Source organism: Algoriphagus antarcticus (assembly GCF_002150685.1).
GTDB classification, from domain to species: Bacteria; Bacteroidota; Bacteroidia; order Cytophagales; family Cyclobacteriaceae; genus Algoriphagus; species Algoriphagus antarcticus.
The window spans coordinates 78,445-95,714 of record NZ_MSSW01000009.1 but is presented as its reverse complement, the minus strand read 5'-3'; the positions used below and the strand labels follow the sequence as shown (position 1 = coordinate 95,714).

General features: G+C 39.6%; 14 protein-coding genes. 7 read left to right on the top strand and 7 right to left on the bottom strand.

Features of this window, described 5'->3' with window-relative positions; genetic code table 11:
- The first annotated feature begins 9 nt into the window (after positions 1-9).
- The 6 genes from BVH04_RS05640 (at position 10) to BVH04_RS05615 (ending at position 9,623) form a co-directional block, all read left to right on the top strand.
- The gene (locus BVH04_RS05640) at positions 10-1,485 is read left to right on the top strand and encodes a calcineurin-like phosphoesterase C-terminal domain-containing protein (RefSeq protein WP_086540357.1); all 1,476 of its coding nucleotides are present in this window, start codon (positions 10-12) and stop codon (positions 1,483-1,485) included.
- 102 nt (positions 1,486-1,587) lie between these two features.
- Positions 1,588-2,976 carry an MATE family efflux transporter gene (locus BVH04_RS05635; RefSeq protein ID WP_086540356.1) on the top strand — a complete coding sequence of 463 codons (1,389 nt, stop codon included), beginning with the start codon at positions 1,588-1,590 and terminating at the stop codon, positions 2,974-2,976.
- 360 nt (positions 2,977-3,336) lie between these two features.
- Positions 3,337-4,050, top strand: coding sequence for a 6-phosphogluconolactonase (locus BVH04_RS05630; RefSeq protein ID WP_086540355.1), 714 nt, complete (start codon positions 3,337-3,339; stop codon positions 4,048-4,050).
- A 143-nt stretch (positions 4,051-4,193) separates the two neighbouring features.
- A complete protein-coding gene (locus BVH04_RS05625; RefSeq protein WP_086540354.1) occupies positions 4,194-5,573 on the top strand; it encodes an MATE family efflux transporter in 1,380 nt (459 codons plus the stop codon).
- Between the two features lie 1,226 nt (positions 5,574-6,799).
- Positions 6,800-8,938 (top strand): hypothetical protein, encoded by a 2,139-nt coding sequence (locus BVH04_RS05620; protein ID WP_140160527.1) that lies wholly within the window; start codon positions 6,800-6,802, stop codon positions 8,936-8,938.
- Positions 8,939-9,185: 247 nt separating this feature from the next.
- Entirely contained in the window at positions 9,186-9,623 is a 438-nt protein-coding gene (locus BVH04_RS05615) for a VOC family protein (RefSeq protein WP_086540352.1), read from the top strand.
- Positions 9,624-10,018: 395 nt separating this feature from the next.
- Here the strand turns inward: BVH04_RS05615 and BVH04_RS05610 are convergent, their stop codons facing one another.
- Complete coding sequence (locus tag BVH04_RS05610) at positions 10,019-10,564, bottom strand: fasciclin domain-containing protein (protein ID WP_086540351.1); 546 nt, start codon at positions 10,562-10,564, stop codon at positions 10,019-10,021.
- Between the two features lie 173 nt (positions 10,565-10,737).
- Between BVH04_RS05610 and BVH04_RS05605 the strand changes: the two genes are divergently transcribed.
- Positions 10,738-11,205, top strand: coding sequence for a YehS family protein (locus tag BVH04_RS05605; protein WP_086540469.1), 468 nt, complete (start codon positions 10,738-10,740; stop codon positions 11,203-11,205).
- 5 nt (positions 11,206-11,210) lie between these two features.
- Here the strand turns inward: BVH04_RS05605 and BVH04_RS05600 are convergent, their stop codons facing one another.
- The 6 genes from BVH04_RS05600 to BVH04_RS05575 form a co-directional block, all read right to left on the bottom strand.
- Positions 11,211-11,909 (bottom strand): SCO family protein, encoded by a 699-nt coding sequence (locus BVH04_RS05600; protein ID WP_205635795.1) that lies wholly within the window; start codon positions 11,907-11,909, stop codon positions 11,211-11,213.
- Between the two features lie 4 nt (positions 11,910-11,913).
- Positions 11,914-12,606, bottom strand: coding sequence for a formylglycine-generating enzyme family protein (locus BVH04_RS05595; protein ID WP_205635794.1), 693 nt, complete (start codon positions 12,604-12,606; stop codon positions 11,914-11,916).
- Between the two features lie 86 nt (positions 12,607-12,692).
- The gene (nirK, locus tag BVH04_RS05590; RefSeq protein WP_086540349.1) at positions 12,693-14,147 is read right to left on the bottom strand and encodes a copper-containing nitrite reductase; all 1,455 of its coding nucleotides are present in this window, start codon (positions 14,145-14,147) and stop codon (positions 12,693-12,695) included.
- 230 nt (positions 14,148-14,377) lie between these two features.
- Complete coding sequence (locus BVH04_RS05585) at positions 14,378-14,590, bottom strand: YwbE family protein (protein ID WP_086540348.1); 213 nt, start codon at positions 14,588-14,590, stop codon at positions 14,378-14,380.
- A 255-nt stretch (positions 14,591-14,845) separates the two neighbouring features.
- Positions 14,846-15,094 (bottom strand): acyl carrier protein, encoded by a 249-nt coding sequence (locus BVH04_RS05580; RefSeq protein ID WP_086540347.1) that lies wholly within the window; start codon positions 15,092-15,094, stop codon positions 14,846-14,848.
- Positions 15,095-15,375: 281 nt separating this feature from the next.
- A complete protein-coding gene (locus tag BVH04_RS05575) occupies positions 15,376-17,268 on the bottom strand; it encodes a monovalent cation:proton antiporter-2 (CPA2) family protein (protein ID WP_086540346.1) in 1,893 nt (630 codons plus the stop codon).
- Positions 17,269-17,270 lie beyond the last annotated feature (2 nt).

Genomic DNA, 17,270 nt, shown 5'->3' with positions numbered 1-17,270 from the left:
GAACTAACTATGTTTAAAAGAAGAGATTTTATCAAAACACTGGGCCTTACTTCGGTAGGATATTTTGGGCTTCAGGAAATACTGTTAGCAAACCCTCAGAATACACAACTAACCACGGTTTTCAAATCTATACGAATTAGAGGAAGGGTGCTGAACGATGGGAAAGGTATTCATCGAGTTCCTGTTTCGGATGGACGTTCAGTTGTTTTGACCAATTCTTCTGGTGAATTTGACTTGTACTCAGCTTCTGATAGGGACTTTGTTTTTATTTCAATACCAGCAGGTTTTGAGATAAAAAAGCTAACCAATGGTTCGGCGGATTTTTTTCAAAAAATAGATAAAACCAAAAGTGAGCAAAATGTCAGCTTTACGTTGAAAAGGAGTTTCTCCAATGATGAAAACCATCATTTCCTTTTATTATCCGATACACAGATTCAGAATGAGTACGAAGCCAATCAACTCTTGACTGTAGCTGCGCCAGATGTGCAGCAAACCATCAAATCACTAAATGATCCAAATCTCTTTGGGATAGGCTGCGGGGATTTGGTTTTCGATCATCTGGAATTATTCAAGGAATATAACCAGAGTGTGCAGCTATATGATACGCCTTTTTTCCAAGTGATCGGCAATCACGATATGGATTTGGGAGTCAGATCAGATGAGTTGAGCAGCAGTACTTTTAAGAGCCACTTTGGCCCAACTTATTATTCCTGGAATAGAGGGGAAGTGCATTACGTGGTATTGGACGATGTTTTTTACATTGGGAGCAAATACATAGGGTATATTGATGAAGAGCAATTGGCGTGGTTGGAACAGGATTTGGCTCATGTTGAAAAGGGTAAAACGGTTGTAATTGCGCTACATATTCCTAGCTACACAGGCGCTGTGACCAGATATCCAGATCGTGATACGATTGGAGGTACAGTGAGTAATAGGGAACATTTGTATAAGATTTTGGAGGGATACAATGCACATTTGCTTTCAGGACACACGCATTTCAATGACAATATGATTAACGGGCATATATTTGAACATTGTCATGGGACAGTTTGTGGAGCCTGGTGGTCAGGGCCAATTTGCTATGACGGTACGCCAAATGGCTATGCTCTTTATGAGGCAAAAGGCTCGGAATTGAAATGGCGATACAAGGGAACCGGACTGGATATCAGTGAGCAATTTCGAGTTTATGACAAAGGATATCATAAAGATTTCCCTGATCAGATGAGCCTTAATTGCTGGAACTATGATCCTTCTTGGGAAATTTCTTGGTTTGAAAATGGCATAAAGAAAGGCGTTCCAGAGAAGATTGTAGCTATTGATCCGTTAAGTGTTGAATTGCATCTTGGGCCGCAGCTTCCTAAGCGAAGAGAATGGGTAGAGCCTCAATTGAATGATCACATGTTCTTTTTTAACCCAGAGTCAAAAGATAATCTGGTAGTGGAAGCCAAGGATAGATTTGGAAATGTGTACACTAAAAAGATCTAAGAATCTAATTTATTTGGTGTAATAGATCGCCCTCTTCTTCTGATTTTCAAATTTTACTGGCATCTTGGAGTGACTGGTTAATCCATCTCAAAAGAATGATGAATGAGTAAGAAATATCAAGTAGCAGAGGGGAGTTTAGTCCGAAGTCTCTTCACCATAGCTTGGCCGATAATTATGGCCAATATCCTCCAGACTGCTTATCAGTTGATTGATACTTTTTGGCTTGGACGATTGGGTGCTAATGCAGTAGCTGCTGTAAGCATAAGCTTTCCTATTTTGTTTTTGGTACTCTCGCTAGGTGCTGGATTGACTCTCGCTGGAACTGTGATTGTGTCCCAGTACAAAGGTGCTAATGATAGAAAAATGATTGATTTCACAGCTTCGCAAACTGTCGTTATCGTCTTTTTGATTTCAATTCTTCTGGCTTTTCTGGGTTATGTAGTTGCATCACCTTTAATGACCTTGGTCGGGGCAGGGCCTGAGATTTTAAATGACTCGGTCACCTATTTTCAAGTCTCTTCCTTTGGGTTTGTATTTCTCTTTATGTTTTTTGTTTTCCAATCCCTAATGAGGGGAATTGGTAATGTGCTATTGCCGATGTATATAGTTTTGGGCACTGTACTTTTGAACTTAGTGCTGGATCCTTTATTTATTTTCGGATACGGAAGTATTGAAGGATATGGAGTGGCTGGTGCTGCCATAGCAAGCATCATCACGCAGGGTCTATCAGCAGCAGCTGGTCTCTATATACTTTTCAGAGGAAAGCAGGGGATTAAAATAAAGTTGAGCTGCATGAAACTTGAGCTTCGCTGGGTGAAGAGAATGTTTGAATTGGGAATTCCGGCTAGTTTGGAACAATCCTCAAGAGCAGCCGCAATGACATTGATGGTGATGCTAGTTACTAGCTATGGAAGTGAGGTAGTGGCTGCCTATGGAATAGGAGCAAGGATTCTGAGCTTAGTGATAGTCCCATCGCTCGGTATGGGCATTGCTACGACCACCCTGGTAGGCCAAAGCATAGGTGCAGGCCAAATCAAACGAGCGGAAAAAATAGGTGACTTGAGTACCAAGATTGCTTTTTTTGGGCTTACTGGAATAGGATTAATATTGTTTCTATTTGCAGAAAACCTGACAGCTTTCTTTGTGCCAAATGACCCCCAAGTCATCAAAGATGGTGCAAAGTTCATACGAATTATGAGTTTAAGCTTTGGTCTTTTGGGAGTGCAGCAAGTGCTCAATGGGGTTTTTAATGGCACTCGCTTTACTCAGGCTTCTATGTTGATCTCTATCTTTAGTCTATGGGTAGTTCGCTTTCCGGTTGCTTTCATACTTTCAAATAAAACTGAACTTGGCTTTGAGGGTATTTGGTGGGCGTTTCCAATTTCCAATTTGATTGCTGCTTTGGTTGCATTTTATTATTACAAAACTGGTTACTGGAAAATCCGAACCTTTAGAAATAGAAATGAGTGGTTACAATCAGGATTGGGATAAAATTTAATATTGGCATCCTCAATGTTGCCGGTAACCTTATTTTCTTCGCTTATTGGGACCGAAGACCGAAGACGGGAGACCGAAACGCCCAATTATCAATTATGCACCAATTATATTCTTGCCTCTTCTGCCTACTGGCAAAGTAGCGGATAAACAAAAAATTTAATATTGGTATCCTCAATGCTACCGGTAACCTTGATTAAAAGGATGTGACCCGCCACAGCGGGGCAGGCCGATGCGATAGCGATCGGGAGAAGTACCGGCAATGCTAATGTTTACCATATATTAAGCTGCTTTTTCCTCAATACTTGTAGAAAAGCGGATACAAAGAAAATTAAAAAATAAACCGTATTTAACTATATGAAAATACACTATTGCAAAGATTACCAGGAAATGTCGCAGCTCGGTACTGAGCTGGTTCTCCGTGAAATTGAGATCACGCCCGACTTGCTTTTTTGTGCAGCGAGTGGGAATTCTCCTGCTGGATTGTATGAGTTGATGGCAAGAAAGCATCAAAATTCCCATGGTTTTTTTGACTGGATGCAAGTGATTAAGCTGGATGAATGGGTTGGGCTGGACGATGAGTCAACTTTTACATCCGAATATGACATTCAGGAAAAGCTGCTCAAAAAGCTGGAAATCGAAGATGATCGATACATTTCATTTGAAGTTGAAGCAGACGACCCAATTTCTGAATGCAAGCGAATCCAGAAGGAACTGGACGAATCCGATGGAATAGACATTTGCATTCTGGGTATTGGAATCAATGGACATATTGCTTTGAACGAACCCGCAGATTTTCTTCAACCATATTGCCACGTAGCCAAACTGCATCCAGTGACTTTAGCTAGCGGCATGATAGAAAAAGTTGGTGTTCAGCTGACCCAAGGAATGACCCTGGGTGTTGGGAATATTATGGACTCGAAAATGGTCATTCTCTTTATCACGGGAAAAGGCAAAAAGTCAGCTATGGATTTGCTTTTGAAAGGTAAAATTAGGACAGATTTGCCGGCTTCAATTTTATGGCTTCATCCTAATGTACATGTGATTGTGGATAAGAAATCAATGGGTTGAGAGAAGTTTGGAGGTTGGAGTCATAGGGCGAAAATCGACAAAAAGTGTCTGATGAGTGTTTGGTAACCCTTTAGTAACTCAGTTGGTTTTTCGATCATCAGAAATTTTCCTTTCTTTCGACCTTTCAATTTTTCCAACCATCAATGACTTGGCAATTAATCAAAGACTCCCTGCGGGGCAAAGAGCAGGATTTTACCAGTCTCCCCCTGAAAACCGCCATTTTCGTACTTGCTATTCCCATGATCTTAGAGATGATGATGGAATCTGCTTTTGCTGTGGTGGATATTTTTTTCGTAGCCAAACTCGGTGAGCATGCCATTGCGACGGTTGGCTTGACAGAATCTGTGGTAGTGCTTGTCTATGCCATGGGATTTGGAATCAGCATGGCTGCCACGGCTTTAATTTCAAGAAGATTTGGTGAGAAAGAATATGAAGAAGCTGGAGCCGCAGCTTTTCAATTACTTATAGTTGGGGGAGCGATCTCAATTATACTTGGAATAATAGGATGGATATTCGCACCGGATATTTTAGGGTTGATGGGCGCTGAGGCGAAAGTAATAGAAACTGGAGTTAGTTACACTCGAATTATTTTTGCGGGAAATACCGCGATAATGCTCTTATTTCTGTTAAATGGAGCTTTTCGAGGTGCTGGACAAGCACATCATGCAATGCGTTCCCTCTGGATAGCTAATGGGTTGAATATGATTTTGGATCCGATCCTGATTTTCGGAATCGGAAACTGGCCAGGATATGGATTAGAAGGTGCTGCGATTGCCACTACTTTTGGTAGAGCAATAGGTGTAGTTTACCAATTGTATCATCTTTTTAATGGAAAGCACAAGCTCAAAATTCTAAAAGAAAACATTGTCATTTCTTGGGAAATCATCAAGAAAATCATGGAAATAGCTGTTGGTGGAATGGGGCAATTTTTGATTGATTCGGTAGCTTGGATTGCGCTCACACGAATGAATGCTGAATTTGGATCTGCCTCGCTGGCTGGATTTACTATTGCATTTAGAATATTGATTTTCACTTTGTTACCTGCCTGGGGTTTGTCTGGAGCAGCATCTACTTTGGTAGGTCAGAATTTGGGAGCCAAGCAACCAGATCGTGCCGAAAAAGCAGTTTGGATGACTACAAGATATACCGTGATTTTCATGGCTTCGGTTACTGGAATCTACCTTCTTTTCAATCAACAACTGGCAGGTATCTTCACTGATATTTCAGAAGTTCAGTCTGTGGCTGCTCAGGGACTATGGGTAGTCGCCTTAGGTTACGTTTTCTTTGCCGTCGGAATGGTGCTGACGCAGGCATTTAATGGTGCTGGAGACACCAAAACTCCAGCTTGGATCAATATTGGTGTGCTTTGGTTTATCGAAATTCCGCTAGCTTATGTACTCGCTTTTCCGCTGGGAATGGCGCATTTGGGTATATTTATCTCCATCGCATTTAGCCATAGTTTTCATTCCTTAGTTTCTCTTTATTTCTTCAGAAAGGGCAGATGGAAGCTAATGGAGGTGTAAGGAAAAGAATTTAAGTTTCACTATTTTCATACCATTAAGTCCTTGAAAAAAAGAGGATTAAAGTAACCAACACTAAAATTCCGGAAAGTTCTTGGAAAGAACCATTCTTTCACCCGCTAGTAAAAGACCTTTTTCCTAGGTTGGTTTCCTGTCCGCTGTCCGCTGAGATCCAAGGCCGGACGTCCGATCTTTGCCATGTTTTTTCTAAAGCTCCAGGAATATCACTGTTGATCTAAAATTTTCCCATCAACAACCTAAGTTGTCCTTAGCACTAATTACTTATTCCCGAAAAACCTTTTCTGAATCTTTATTTTTACCTGTACAGTCTACAACTAATTCTTGTCGACAAAACCCTATTCACGTTAATTCTCAGTAAATCTAATTCCCTTTTGAATGGGAGTTTAGCGTCAACTAAAAGCTATGTAATGGTTCTGCCCATCTCAATTTTGAACCACATATTACAGACATAAAACCGGGGTCAATTTTATCAGGAATAAATTTTGACTAAAAAAAAATAGAAATACCGACATTTTTTTGGTGTATACATCACTGATTTTGGTGTGTATTTCTAAATATCAATGCATTGGTAAAGCTGTATTATTTTAGCATTGTACTAGCAAATAATTTACGTGAAACGAAAACACCAGTTTGCCGTCGGGAAGATTGTTATTCTATTTCTGTACATATTGATTGGGATTATTTCACCAGTCAAATCGTCATCCCGGCAGTTTCAAAAAAACAAAACACATCTCGCTTCTTCCAATGCTTCTTCCCCGAGGTTAATTGGAGACTCTGAAATATGTATGGTATTGGGTAATACAATCGGTATTTATAGTGCAGGGGGAAATCCCGAAGACGTTTATGAATGGAAAATAACCAATTCAAAAGGCGAAGAAATATATAACAGAAGTGGTGGTGAGCAATTTGAGACCATAAAGGTCTTATTCACTGAAATTGGAGAATATACTGTTTTCCTAAAAATAAGACGTGGGACAGAGTCTAATTTTTACCAAGATCTCATGAATGTCAAAGTTCAAAGAGGTCCAAAACTAGCACTTCTTCCGGATTACTTACTTTGTGGCGAAAATCCAGTAGTCCTCACTGCATTAGATCCCAGCACTCCAAATATTGGAAACTATACCATCACTTGGAAGGACGTAAATGGTAATGCTTTAGGAACTGGCAACAACATTACTGCTTCTATAGCGGGTTTTTATTTAGTTGAAATGTATCTGAAAAATCCTGGTGGTAGTCAAACTTGTACCATTAACGGATCTACTTTTGTTGGGCCTGCACTAGATTTTCAAATTACTAAGTCAGCATCAAAAATATGTGATGGTGGCAGTATAAAAATATCGACTGACACCCCTTTATCTGGAGAATGGTATATCAGAAAAATGCCGAGTGGAGAAAACGTTAGTTTGGGGAATGCATATGGTATTGATCTATCTACAATGGAACTAGATGGACATGGATTTTACGAAGTAAGCTTTAGCGTTCCAAGCATTGATTTTCCCGATTGTCCGTCACTAAGAAAAACTGAATTTGAAATAGTTCCAGCGCCTCAATTTGAAATTCAAATTCTTAAACACCCAGATGCATGCTTTATTGACGATGGAAGTTTTCAAGTGAAAGCAAATTCGAATTTAACATCCATATCTATTCCTGAACTTAATTTTTATCAAAAGAACATTTCTAAAGGGCAGATTATAACCTTTAAAGATCTCAAAGCCAAAGTGTACCTTGTGAATATTGAAGGAAGTGGCTGTAACACCAGCCAACTTGTTGAAATGAAGTCCGAAAATTTATCTGACCAATCTGCTGCGGATAAACTAAATCTGACTATCAGTCAAGTAAATGAAACGTGTGTTGTTAATGGAGTTATTCCAGGAAAAGTCAGTTTGGAATTTGGGGAATCGATTGCTAATGGAAAATACAATATACTCTCTTCAAATCGCGGAACAGTGAAATCAGGTGCGATTCCAGTTAATGGAAAATTTGAGGTTGAATTAAATTCGGGCAATTACCTTATTGAAATAATAATAGATGGTTGTACCTATCCAACAGAGTCAATTACTATTCTTGATCAACCTCAAATAAATGTAAGCATTCCATCGAATATTATTATATGCGAGTCCTTCTTGCTTATTCCTGAGACAGCAGATCAATTGCTTTTCACGTTAACTGCTCCTTCAGGAAAGGTCGAATCTTCAAAAACGGGAGAAGGTTTTACCCTCACTGAAAAAGGAAATTATTCTCTATTGGCAGAGCCAATAGATGCAAATTCAAGTCTATGTGCTAAGAAATTAAACTTTGAGACAACGTTGTTGTCACCTTTCAGCTATACTCCTGTTTTACTTGAAGAGAAATGCTTCGATCCAATAAGATATCGTGCAGAATTAGAAGGTATTAGTATTGATAAAGTGAATTTAAGGTGGTTGGATTCAAATGGGGTCATTGTAGGCAGAAGCCGAGAATTCTATCCACCCTCCATTGGTCACTTTTCGCTAGTGATTTCACCAATTGGTAGTGGTTTCTGCCCTGTAGAACCTGTTGGATTTGAGGTAGTGACCCCAATCACAACTGTGCCAATGGATTTGGACTTGGGCAAAACCTGCTCTGACCCTGAAGCTGTAATTATATCCTTATCTACTAATCTGGACGAGGTAGTACAAACGGAATGGATTTTTTACGATGAGTCTAATAACCGTCAGGAAAAGGTAGCCTTTGATGATCATTTTGATATCCAAATTAACACCAGTGGAACTTATGAAGTTGTGGCCTATAACAAGCTTGGTTGTGAAATCGGAAGGAATTTTACATTTGTAGAAGTCAGCCCACAATACACCGTTCGAGATTTGGAGGATACTTATCCTGTTTGTTCCAGAAAAAATACGATCAGCCCTATAGATCCCGGAGAGTTTGCGAAATATGCATGGTATTTTGCAGATCAGTTAGTATCTACACAACGACTTTTTAAACCAGATAAGATTGGCGACTATCAATTAGTAGTAACCACAGAAGATGGATGTGAATTAGAAGATAGCTTCAGAACCTATGTTGTCTGCAATTACCAATTAGTCTATCCAAATGCTATGGTTTTAGGAAATCCAGAGAAGGACTTCAGGGTTCTGATGAGTGAGGGTATTACCGAGGCCGAGCTGTTTGTTTTGAACCGACAAGGAGAGCTTATTTACCATTCTTATTCGGATGATATTCCCGTGGAAACTCCGATCTTAAAATGGGATGGTAAATTTAATGGAAGCTATGTTCCTTCTGGGGGGTATGTAATCGTGCTTATGCTTCGAAACCCATTATATGGCATAGAAGAAAAGCAAACTAGCTCATTGTTGGTATTGATGTAAATTCATAGCCTAACTCCTGTAAACATTTTCAGGAATTTTTCGAAAAATAAGTTATAGTAGACATCTAAACAATGTTCCTACAACTTATTATTGCGTCTTTTAAAAAAGAGCCAAGCTAAATATCGAATTGATCTTAAAATAAATACCACATAATTTATGCTTGTAGATTAAACCTAACTAAAGTAAATTTAATTTTTTACCGTAAAGTATGCGATTGAATACTAATCCATAGCAAACCCAAAACACTATGACAACTATAAACACTTACCTGAATTTTGAAGGGAATTGTGAAAATGCCTTCAATTTTTATCGCTCAGTTTTTGGAGGCCAGTTTTCTCATGTGGGCAGGTTTTCCGATATGCCCGCTAACCCCGACTATCCTGTAGCTGATGAGTTTGGAAATCAAATTATGCATATTAGGTTGCCGATCAGCAAGGAATGCATGCTGATGGGAAGTGATACTGGCGGGCATGGAGTGCCACTTACTATTGGAAATAATTTCTCTATATCTATAAACACCGATTCCAAGGAAAAAGCTGATACTTTCTTTGAGAAACTTTCTGCTGATGGTAAGGTGACGATGACTATGGAAAAGACTTTTTGGGGTGACTATTTCGGGATGCTTACTGATCGGTTTGGGATTAATTGGATGATCAGTTTTGCTGAGGAAGGTTCGCTAGAATAAGATAAAATGAAAAATAATAGAGCCGAGAAAGTAATTTCTCGGCTGTTTGCTTTCTATCTGAGGTAGAATAGTGCCTCCGTTTAGTATTTTGGATAATAAGTGCTCACTCTGAGTAAACCTCCGCGTACGGTGGTTGAGGAAATTTCGGAATAAACAATCTTGAATTTATATTTCTAAATGGGAGTGAAAGCAAAAATTCGAGGATAGTATTATCTAGGATTTGGTTAGTTGACAATTTTGATAATGAACGGCAATCTGGAGAATGAATTGGTTTAAGTCCAAGACTGGTGATTTAAACCAATTGATCTTGTGGATAATTTGTAAGTGAGGACAAAATTGCTAGAAACAAAAAAAGACCGCCTCGGCGGTCTTTTTTTGTTTTGATTGAAATATAATTATGGTAATAAAACCTTGTCAATCACGTGAACTACGCCGTTTGAACCAGCAAGGTCAGCTGCTACAACAGTAGCATCACCAATCATTACTTTTCCATCCTTAATAGTAACTTTCAATTGTTTTCCGTTCAATGTAGTTACCATTTGGCCATCCGAAAGATCACTGGACATTACATTACCTGCTACGACGTGATAGGTCAAGATTGAAGTTAAGTCTGCTTTTGCTTCAGGCTTTAGCAATCCATCTACTGTACCGGCAGGAAGTGCATCAAATGCGGCATTTGTTGGAGCAAACACAGTAAATGGACCTTCACCTTTCAAAGTTTCTACTAGGTCGGCTGCCTGAACCGCCGCCACTAATGTAGTGTGATCAGGAGATCCGATTGCAATGTCTACGACAGTATTTGGTGCTTCCATCGCTGGAGCCTCTTCTACTACTTCAGTCACAGTCTCTTCTGATTCACTGGTAGATTTGCTGTCACAACTTAATGCAAATGTAGCTACCGATGCAGCTGCTACAAATGATAATAATCTTAATTTTTTCATGTTGAAATGGTTGTTTTTTTACACCCTCTCAACAAACAACTCTACAATAAGTTTATCTTTTCTTGTTTTTATTTCAGATTGATGATTTTCTGAATAATTTTTCAATATTCAATTTCAGCCAGCAATTCCCTTTTCATCCTTACCTTTGTGATCAAACAGGCCATCTTACATTCATGAATAATTCAGACATTTTGCGGACTATCCGCTATATTTTTAATTTCAAAGACCCTGAAATGGTCAGCATCTTTAAAGCAGGAGGATTGGATCTCAAGCGTGAGGAAGTTGCAAATTTTTTAAAAAATGAGGAGGAGCCATTTTTTCAAGTCATTATCGATAAAGATCTCGCGGCTTTTTTAAATGGTTTTATTATCGAAAAAAGAGGAAAAAAAGAAGGGGAGGAGCCCAAACCTGAAAAGACCCTGAACAATAATATTATTTTCAGAAAGCTGAGAATCGCCTTGAATTTGAAAGAAGATGATGTCTTGGAAATATTATCTTCTGTGGGAATGCACATCAGTCCGCATGAGTTGAGTGCATTTTTCAGAAAACCAAGTCAGGCTCAATTCCGCCCGTGCAAGGATCAAATTCTAAGAAATTTCTTAAATGGTTTAAAAAAGAAACTTAGACCTAGTGATTCTTAAAAGGTTCATTTGTTAAGGTTTTTCACTTCCTCTACAAGTTTATCATTACTCATACCCAGACCTTCTTGCTGATAGTGTAACACGCCATTTTTGTCAAACACAGAAATGATATTGGTATGCGAAAAGTCGATAGGAGAAATTTTCTTGTATTTCATGGAGAGTACATTTGAGAATTCTCTCACATCGTCCAGACCTCCTTGTAGCAAGATCCATTGGTCACCGTCCAAGTGTTCCTCTTTTGCATAAGCTTTCAATTTTTCAGGAGTATCTTTCTCAGGATCTATACTTACCAATAGATAGTCAACAGCTGGATTATCTACTTTGGCGTAGATATTTCGCATGTCTGCAACTAGTCTAGGGCAAGCAGCTTCGCATGAAGTATAGATCATCACTACTACCATCACTTTTCCTTTGAGATCATTCAGATGAATTGTCTCATTGTTCTGAGTTTTCCATTCAGATGTAAGATTAAAAATTGACTTGTCAGAGATGCCATCTTCATCCAAAACCGCTTCTTTTATTGAGCTTACTTTCACCAAATCCATCTTGCACACAGGGCAAATTCCGGGATGATCATAGGTCTTATGATCTTCGCATTTCATAGGACAGATGTACTGTTCTGAAGAGTCATTTTGCTTTTGACAGGCAAATAGATTTACCAAAAGAACTAAACTGAGCAGCTGGGTGAGATACTTGATTTTCATGATATTAGTTTGTTCTTGCGCACCTAAAACCTAGGTTTTTAATATTGTAATCGGCTTTAATACTCCCTCTGAAGGCATAGCGCATAAAAGCAGCATAGTCACGGAGATTGCTCGCGCTGATAGCAGCACCCGCACAAAAAAGGTTTCTATCCGCATCACCGTCTTGACGTGATTCTCCAGATATTAATACACTGTTGAAATCGCTAGTCCATTCCCAGACTAGTCCATGCATATCATAGACTCCCCAGTAGTTTTGATAGGTACTCCCGACTGTCTTGGAATAGGTGTTTGGTGTCTCGTAGGATTCTATTATTCGCTGGTTGAACAAGCTATCATTTTCAGCATTCGGCTTGGTCTCATTTGCTTTGGCGGCCAGTTCCCATTCATCTACAGAAGGCAAGCGTTTGTCCTGGCAAGCGCAAAAGGCTTTTGCCGCGAACCAAGACACATTGGTGATAGGGGAATTGGGATTCATGTTTTCGCCTAACTGACGATTTCCCCGCCAATTATATAGGTAATTTCCGTCGGCGAAGATTGACTTCACATTGAATTTCTGCCATTCTGGATAATTTTTGACAAAGTCAAGGTACTGCTGATTTGTGACAGGATATTCATCCAGCAAGAAATCATCTACCCATACCTTACTCGAATCCAAACCATAAAGGGGGAGCATTGTCCCCCCTTTAATTGGTTTCATGGCTGTCGGTGTTTGGCAAATTCCTGTGAGGGATAAGCTGAACAAACCCAAGAAAGCGATGATATACTTTAATTTAACCATTTCATTTAATGCGAACTTTTCACTTTAGTTACCATTGTAGGTGTTACTTCAACACCGCTATTTCCCCAGCTACTGTAAACGTAGGTCAATACATTTGCCACTTGTTCATCAGTAAGTGATTGGGCAGTCATTACTGAGTTGTAATTTTTGCCATTAACTGTTATTTCGCCAGTTTTTCCGTGAAGCACTATGGCAATAGCGCGCTCTACATCATCATTGAGATAGTCAGCTTTGGCTAAGGGAGGAAAGGCGTTTGGAATACCTTGACCTTCTTCTTGGTGGCAGGCCAGGCAAGTTCTAGCATAAATCTGCTTTCCCATCTCAATTCTTTCAGACACAGACTGTGCTATAGGGGCTTCAGGAGCGCCTTTGTTGCCAGGCATAGTTTGGATTATGCCGCCTTCCGGCTGGTAAATTCCTTCTTGGATAGTGCCTGAATATACGGAGGGATTATCCTCACCTGTTACTTTTAGCATGCCAAGTGCACCTTTGTTGAATGCTCTGAAAATTGCGTGATCAACCAATACAAATGTGCCAGGGGCTTCTACTTTAAACTCTACAATTGCAGCTCCTCCCGCAGGAATAAGAGTCGTTTGTACATCATGATTGATCAATTTTCCGCCTTCCACATACACTTTGTCGAATATCTCTCCAATCACGTGGAATGAAGAAGTTAAATTGGGTCCACCATTTCCCACAAACAGTCGTATAGTTTCTCCAACTTCTGCTGTGATTGCATTGTCACCTGTTAGCGCATCTGTGGCACCGTTGAAAACCACATAATCGGCATGTTCATCGATTGCTTTTTGCATATCAAAAGGTTGAAGACCTGGTTCTCCATTATTGCCTTTGGTATAGAAGTCACCCTGCATGATATAGTATTCCTTATCTACTTTAGGATATCCACCAGCTGGTTCTACCAAAATCAACCCATACATTCCATTTGCAATGTGCATCCCTACTGGTGCGGTAGCACAGTGATAGACATAGAGTCCTGGATTTAGAGTTTTGAAAGAGAAAGTGATCTCATGACCTGGAGCTACAAAAGATGAAGAAGCTCCACCTCCTGGTCCTGTCACAGCGTGAAGGTCAATATTGTGGGGTAGTTTGTTGTCTGGGTGGTTTTTAAGCGTAAACTCCACCTCATCGCCCACTCTTGTTCGGATAAAACTTCCGGGAACAGATCCTCCAAATGTCCAATAGATGTAACTGACTCCATTTGCCATTTGACCTTCTTGCTCTAGTATTTCCATGTCCACAATTACTTGTTTAGCAGGACGGCTACCTATAGGATCTGGAACAAATGGAGGACTGGTAAGTTGAGCATTGATCTTACCGTTTACTTCGATGTCCATGGAGCTTTCACCATTTTCATGGCTATTCCCATTACATCCTGCTAGAGAAATAATTGAACCTAGCATTAGGATCATTATTAACCTACTTTCTAATCGATATTTCATAATCAATCATTTAAAATGGTCATTAATTAAAAATTACATTTGTCTTCTTGAAAGAAAGGAGGATTAGTTCTCATTCTTGTAAATCTTTCTGAAAGCTTGTGTAACTATTTTGCCTGTTGTTTTTATTATTAAAGGACAAAAATATCCGCTATTCTGATGAGAATAACCAATCAATCTCTTATTACAAAGTGATTTTTGTCATATTAACTACCACGTTTTTACCACTCATGTTACTCTACAATTACATCAACGACTCGACCCACCTCGCCAGTTTCCAACATCACTTTTATACCATGGTGATGTGTAGGTGAGGAGGTGAGAATTTTCTTCACAAAACCTTCGGTGAGTTCGCCAGTTCGTTGGTGGTGCTTTTGCACAATTGTGACTTCGCTATCGATTTGTATGTTTTTTCGGATGGTGCCAGTGAGTTTTTTCTTTTCCATTTTAATGATAGTATTATATGTATTCCCGCATAAATCGACGTAAGCTCAAGTTGCTCCGCGTCCCTGCATGCTCTAATGCGAATTCTATTCACGACCTAAGTCGAGATTAAGATCTACCGTGCTTGTATCTCGAACCGTGCAATCAACCGAACAAACTTATAGTACAATTTTAAAAGCACTTGACCAAAATAGTATCAACTAAAAAAGGCCGTTTTGAAATCAAAACGGCCTTTTTTAGTTGATTAAGTTCTTATATCAATTTTCCTGAGGGATATTGAAAAGGAGAGCTATCAAATCCTTTGGCGTATGCACAGATCCTAGTTTTTCTTCCTGAAAAATGACCTGAAGTTGGTATTCTAGCTCGAAAATCAGGCCATTGATAAAAATGGGATCCATCTGCAATTGCTGGATGAAGTCAGCATTCTTATGCTGACCTATCAGTGTGATGCCATAAGAGTGAAATACCTCGATGGCTTTTTTCAATAGAGTAAAATGTTGGTTCATAGTTGCTATTTAATAGAGTTAAGAATCATTGGAAATGCTAATTTTCAAACTGACCGTCCTTCACAACGCGAAATGGGTTACATAGTTTCCAATAATTGAAATAACGTGAATGGTTGTAGATTCGCTACTGTGAACTAGAAACTTAACATTAAATAGGGTTGTTAATTTTTCTATCTAATAATTTGACTGGTAGCTAGATGAATCAATTACTTAGCATTTACGAACCAAGTCCGTCTGATGGATTTAGTAAAAAGTATCGTACTAATGCTTTGTGCAATTTCTCAGGTATTTCCATCCTTATTTACCGCTTCTTTAATAGCGTCGCTGTCCCAAGTATGATCATTTACAGAAAACTTCCTCATTAATTCGCCAGATAATAGACTTTCCTGCATTTCTATTTGCTGGCGGCTTTTGGATATGTATTCGTCTTGATTGTCTTTGAAATTCACCAATACTTTTAGTGCACTTTCATCGTAATCCCGAAATTGCTTTGCCAATCGATTTACCGTGTGAGCTCTGAATCCTAGCTTTTTCAGAACATCTTCTCCCATGCGAATAGAGGTATCCAGATGTTCTCTGTAAATATTCTTCACACCCATTTCCATGAGTTCAAAGGCATCGAATCTATTCTTTGCACGAATCATCACTTCCAAATGCGGAAATTCCTCTTTACAAAGCTTCACTAGCTTGAGACTGTATTCTGTATTGTCGATGGCAGAAATTAGTATTGATGCTTCAGCAGCTCCAGCAGAATGTAGTAATTCTCCTCGTGTCCCATCTCCAAAATACACTTTGAATCCCATTTTTCTCAGATATTCTACCCGCTCAGGATCAGCATCCAAAATAGTAGCTTCTACGCCATTTGCTCTTAGAAAACGTCCTAGCGTAGATCCGAAATGACCAAAGCCAACGAGAATCACCTTATTGTGCTCATCGATGCTGTCCATTTCTGGTTCAATGGTTTTATGAGTTTTGTTAATGGCCGGATTGATTACTTTATCAAGTAGAACCGTAAGGATAGGAGTGATGGTCATGCTCAAAGCGGTAACAGCCATGAGCGTGTCCGAGATAGATTGGTCGAAAATGCCAAGCTGTAACGCAAAAGCATAGGTGACAAAAGAGAATTCCCCTACTTGGCAGAGCCCTATCGCAAAGCTAAGATTACTTGTAATTCCTAAATTCTTGGATTTGCCTATCACCAGAAGGATAACGGTCTTTAAAACTATAATCCCCAGAGTTAGTGAAATGACAGTCGAAGCGTTATTGAAGATCAAACTGAAGTTGATCGTAGATCCTACAGCCATAAAGAAAAGCCCGAGAAGCAATCCCTTGAACGGCTCCAAATCCGATTCCAATGCATGTCTGTAGGGGGAATTTGCGAGAATGACGCCAGCCAGAAAAGCTCCCAAAGCAGGGCTCAAACCTACTAATTCCATCAAGAAGGATATTCCAACTACGATCAGTAGAGCTGACGCAGTAAACAATTCCCGCAACCTACTTTTTGCTACCCAGTTCAGAAGCGGGCCAAACCCAAACTGTCCGAGAAGAACGACAATGCCGATAGCTCCGAAAATAGATAAGGTTTGTGCCCAGCCTGGTAAACTATCAATCAACCCATTCATTCCCGCGGTGTCAGCAGATGGGGCAGGATCACCGGTAATCAGCAATGGTAAAAGAGCTAGAATAGGAATGACCGCAATGTCCTGCATTAGCAATACCCCAAATGAAAGTCTCCCACTCGGACTGTTCATTTGATTCTTTTCCTTGAGCGATTGAAGAACTATAGCAGTAGAAGATAGTGCCATAGAAAGGCCTATTGCTAAGGATATTTGCCATTGAACATCGAGGAGCAAACCAAATCCAAAAATCAATGCGGCAGTAACCACGACTTGACTCAACCCGACTTGGAGAATCAATCGACGCATTTTCCAGAGATTTCTCGGCTCTAATTCCAAGCCGATAAGAAAGAGCATCATCACTACTCCAAACTCTGTGGCGTGCATGATATCCTGGCCTTGTCCTTCGTTTGTAATGAAGCCCAGCAGATATGGGCCAATAAGAATCCCCGCAATCAAATAACCCAGTACAGAACCCATTCCAAGCTTTTTGGCTACGGGAACGCAGATAATTGCAGCTAAGATATATAAGATGGCATTTACTAAAAATCCATTCATAA

Excerpts from the sequence above, each read along its gene's own strand:
- BVH04_RS05615 (WP_086540352.1), top strand. The coding sequence starts at position 9,186 with ATGACAACTATAAACACTTACCTGAATTTTGAAGGGAATTGTGAAAAT.
- BVH04_RS05575 (WP_086540346.1), bottom strand. The coding sequence starts at position 17,268 with ATGAATGGATTTTTAGTAAATGCCATCTTATATATCTTAGCTGCAATT.
- BVH04_RS05630 (WP_086540355.1), top strand. The coding sequence starts at position 3,337 with ATGAAAATACACTATTGCAAAGATTACCAGGAAATGTCGCAGCTCGGT.
- BVH04_RS05610 (WP_086540351.1), bottom strand. The coding sequence starts at position 10,564 with ATGAAAAAATTAAGATTATTATCATTTGTAGCAGCTGCATCGGTAGCT.
- nirK (WP_086540349.1), bottom strand. The coding sequence starts at position 14,147 with ATGAAATATCGATTAGAAAGTAGGTTAATAATGATCCTAATGCTAGGT.
- BVH04_RS05600 (WP_205635795.1), bottom strand. The coding sequence starts at position 11,909 with ATGAAAATCAAGTATCTCACCCAGCTGCTCAGTTTAGTTCTTTTGGTA.
- BVH04_RS05580 (WP_086540347.1), bottom strand. The coding sequence starts at position 15,094 with ATGAACCAACATTTTACTCTATTGAAAAAAGCCATCGAGGTATTTCAC.
- BVH04_RS05595 (WP_205635794.1), bottom strand. The coding sequence starts at position 12,606 with ATGAAACCAATTAAAGGGGGGACAATGCTCCCCCTTTATGGTTTGGAT.
- BVH04_RS05625 (WP_086540354.1), top strand. The coding sequence starts at position 4,194 with ATGACTTGGCAATTAATCAAAGACTCCCTGCGGGGCAAAGAGCAGGAT.
- BVH04_RS05605 (WP_086540469.1), top strand. The coding sequence starts at position 10,738 with ATGAATAATTCAGACATTTTGCGGACTATCCGCTATATTTTTAATTTC.
- BVH04_RS05640 (WP_086540357.1), top strand. The coding sequence starts at position 10 with ATGTTTAAAAGAAGAGATTTTATCAAAACACTGGGCCTTACTTCGGTA.
- BVH04_RS05635 (WP_086540356.1), top strand. The coding sequence starts at position 1,588 with ATGAGTAAGAAATATCAAGTAGCAGAGGGGAGTTTAGTCCGAAGTCTC.
- BVH04_RS05585 (WP_086540348.1), bottom strand. The coding sequence starts at position 14,590 with ATGGAAAAGAAAAAACTCACTGGCACCATCCGAAAAAACATACAAATC.
- BVH04_RS05620 (WP_140160527.1), top strand. The coding sequence starts at position 6,800 with ATGTATCTGAAAAATCCTGGTGGTAGTCAAACTTGTACCATTAACGGA.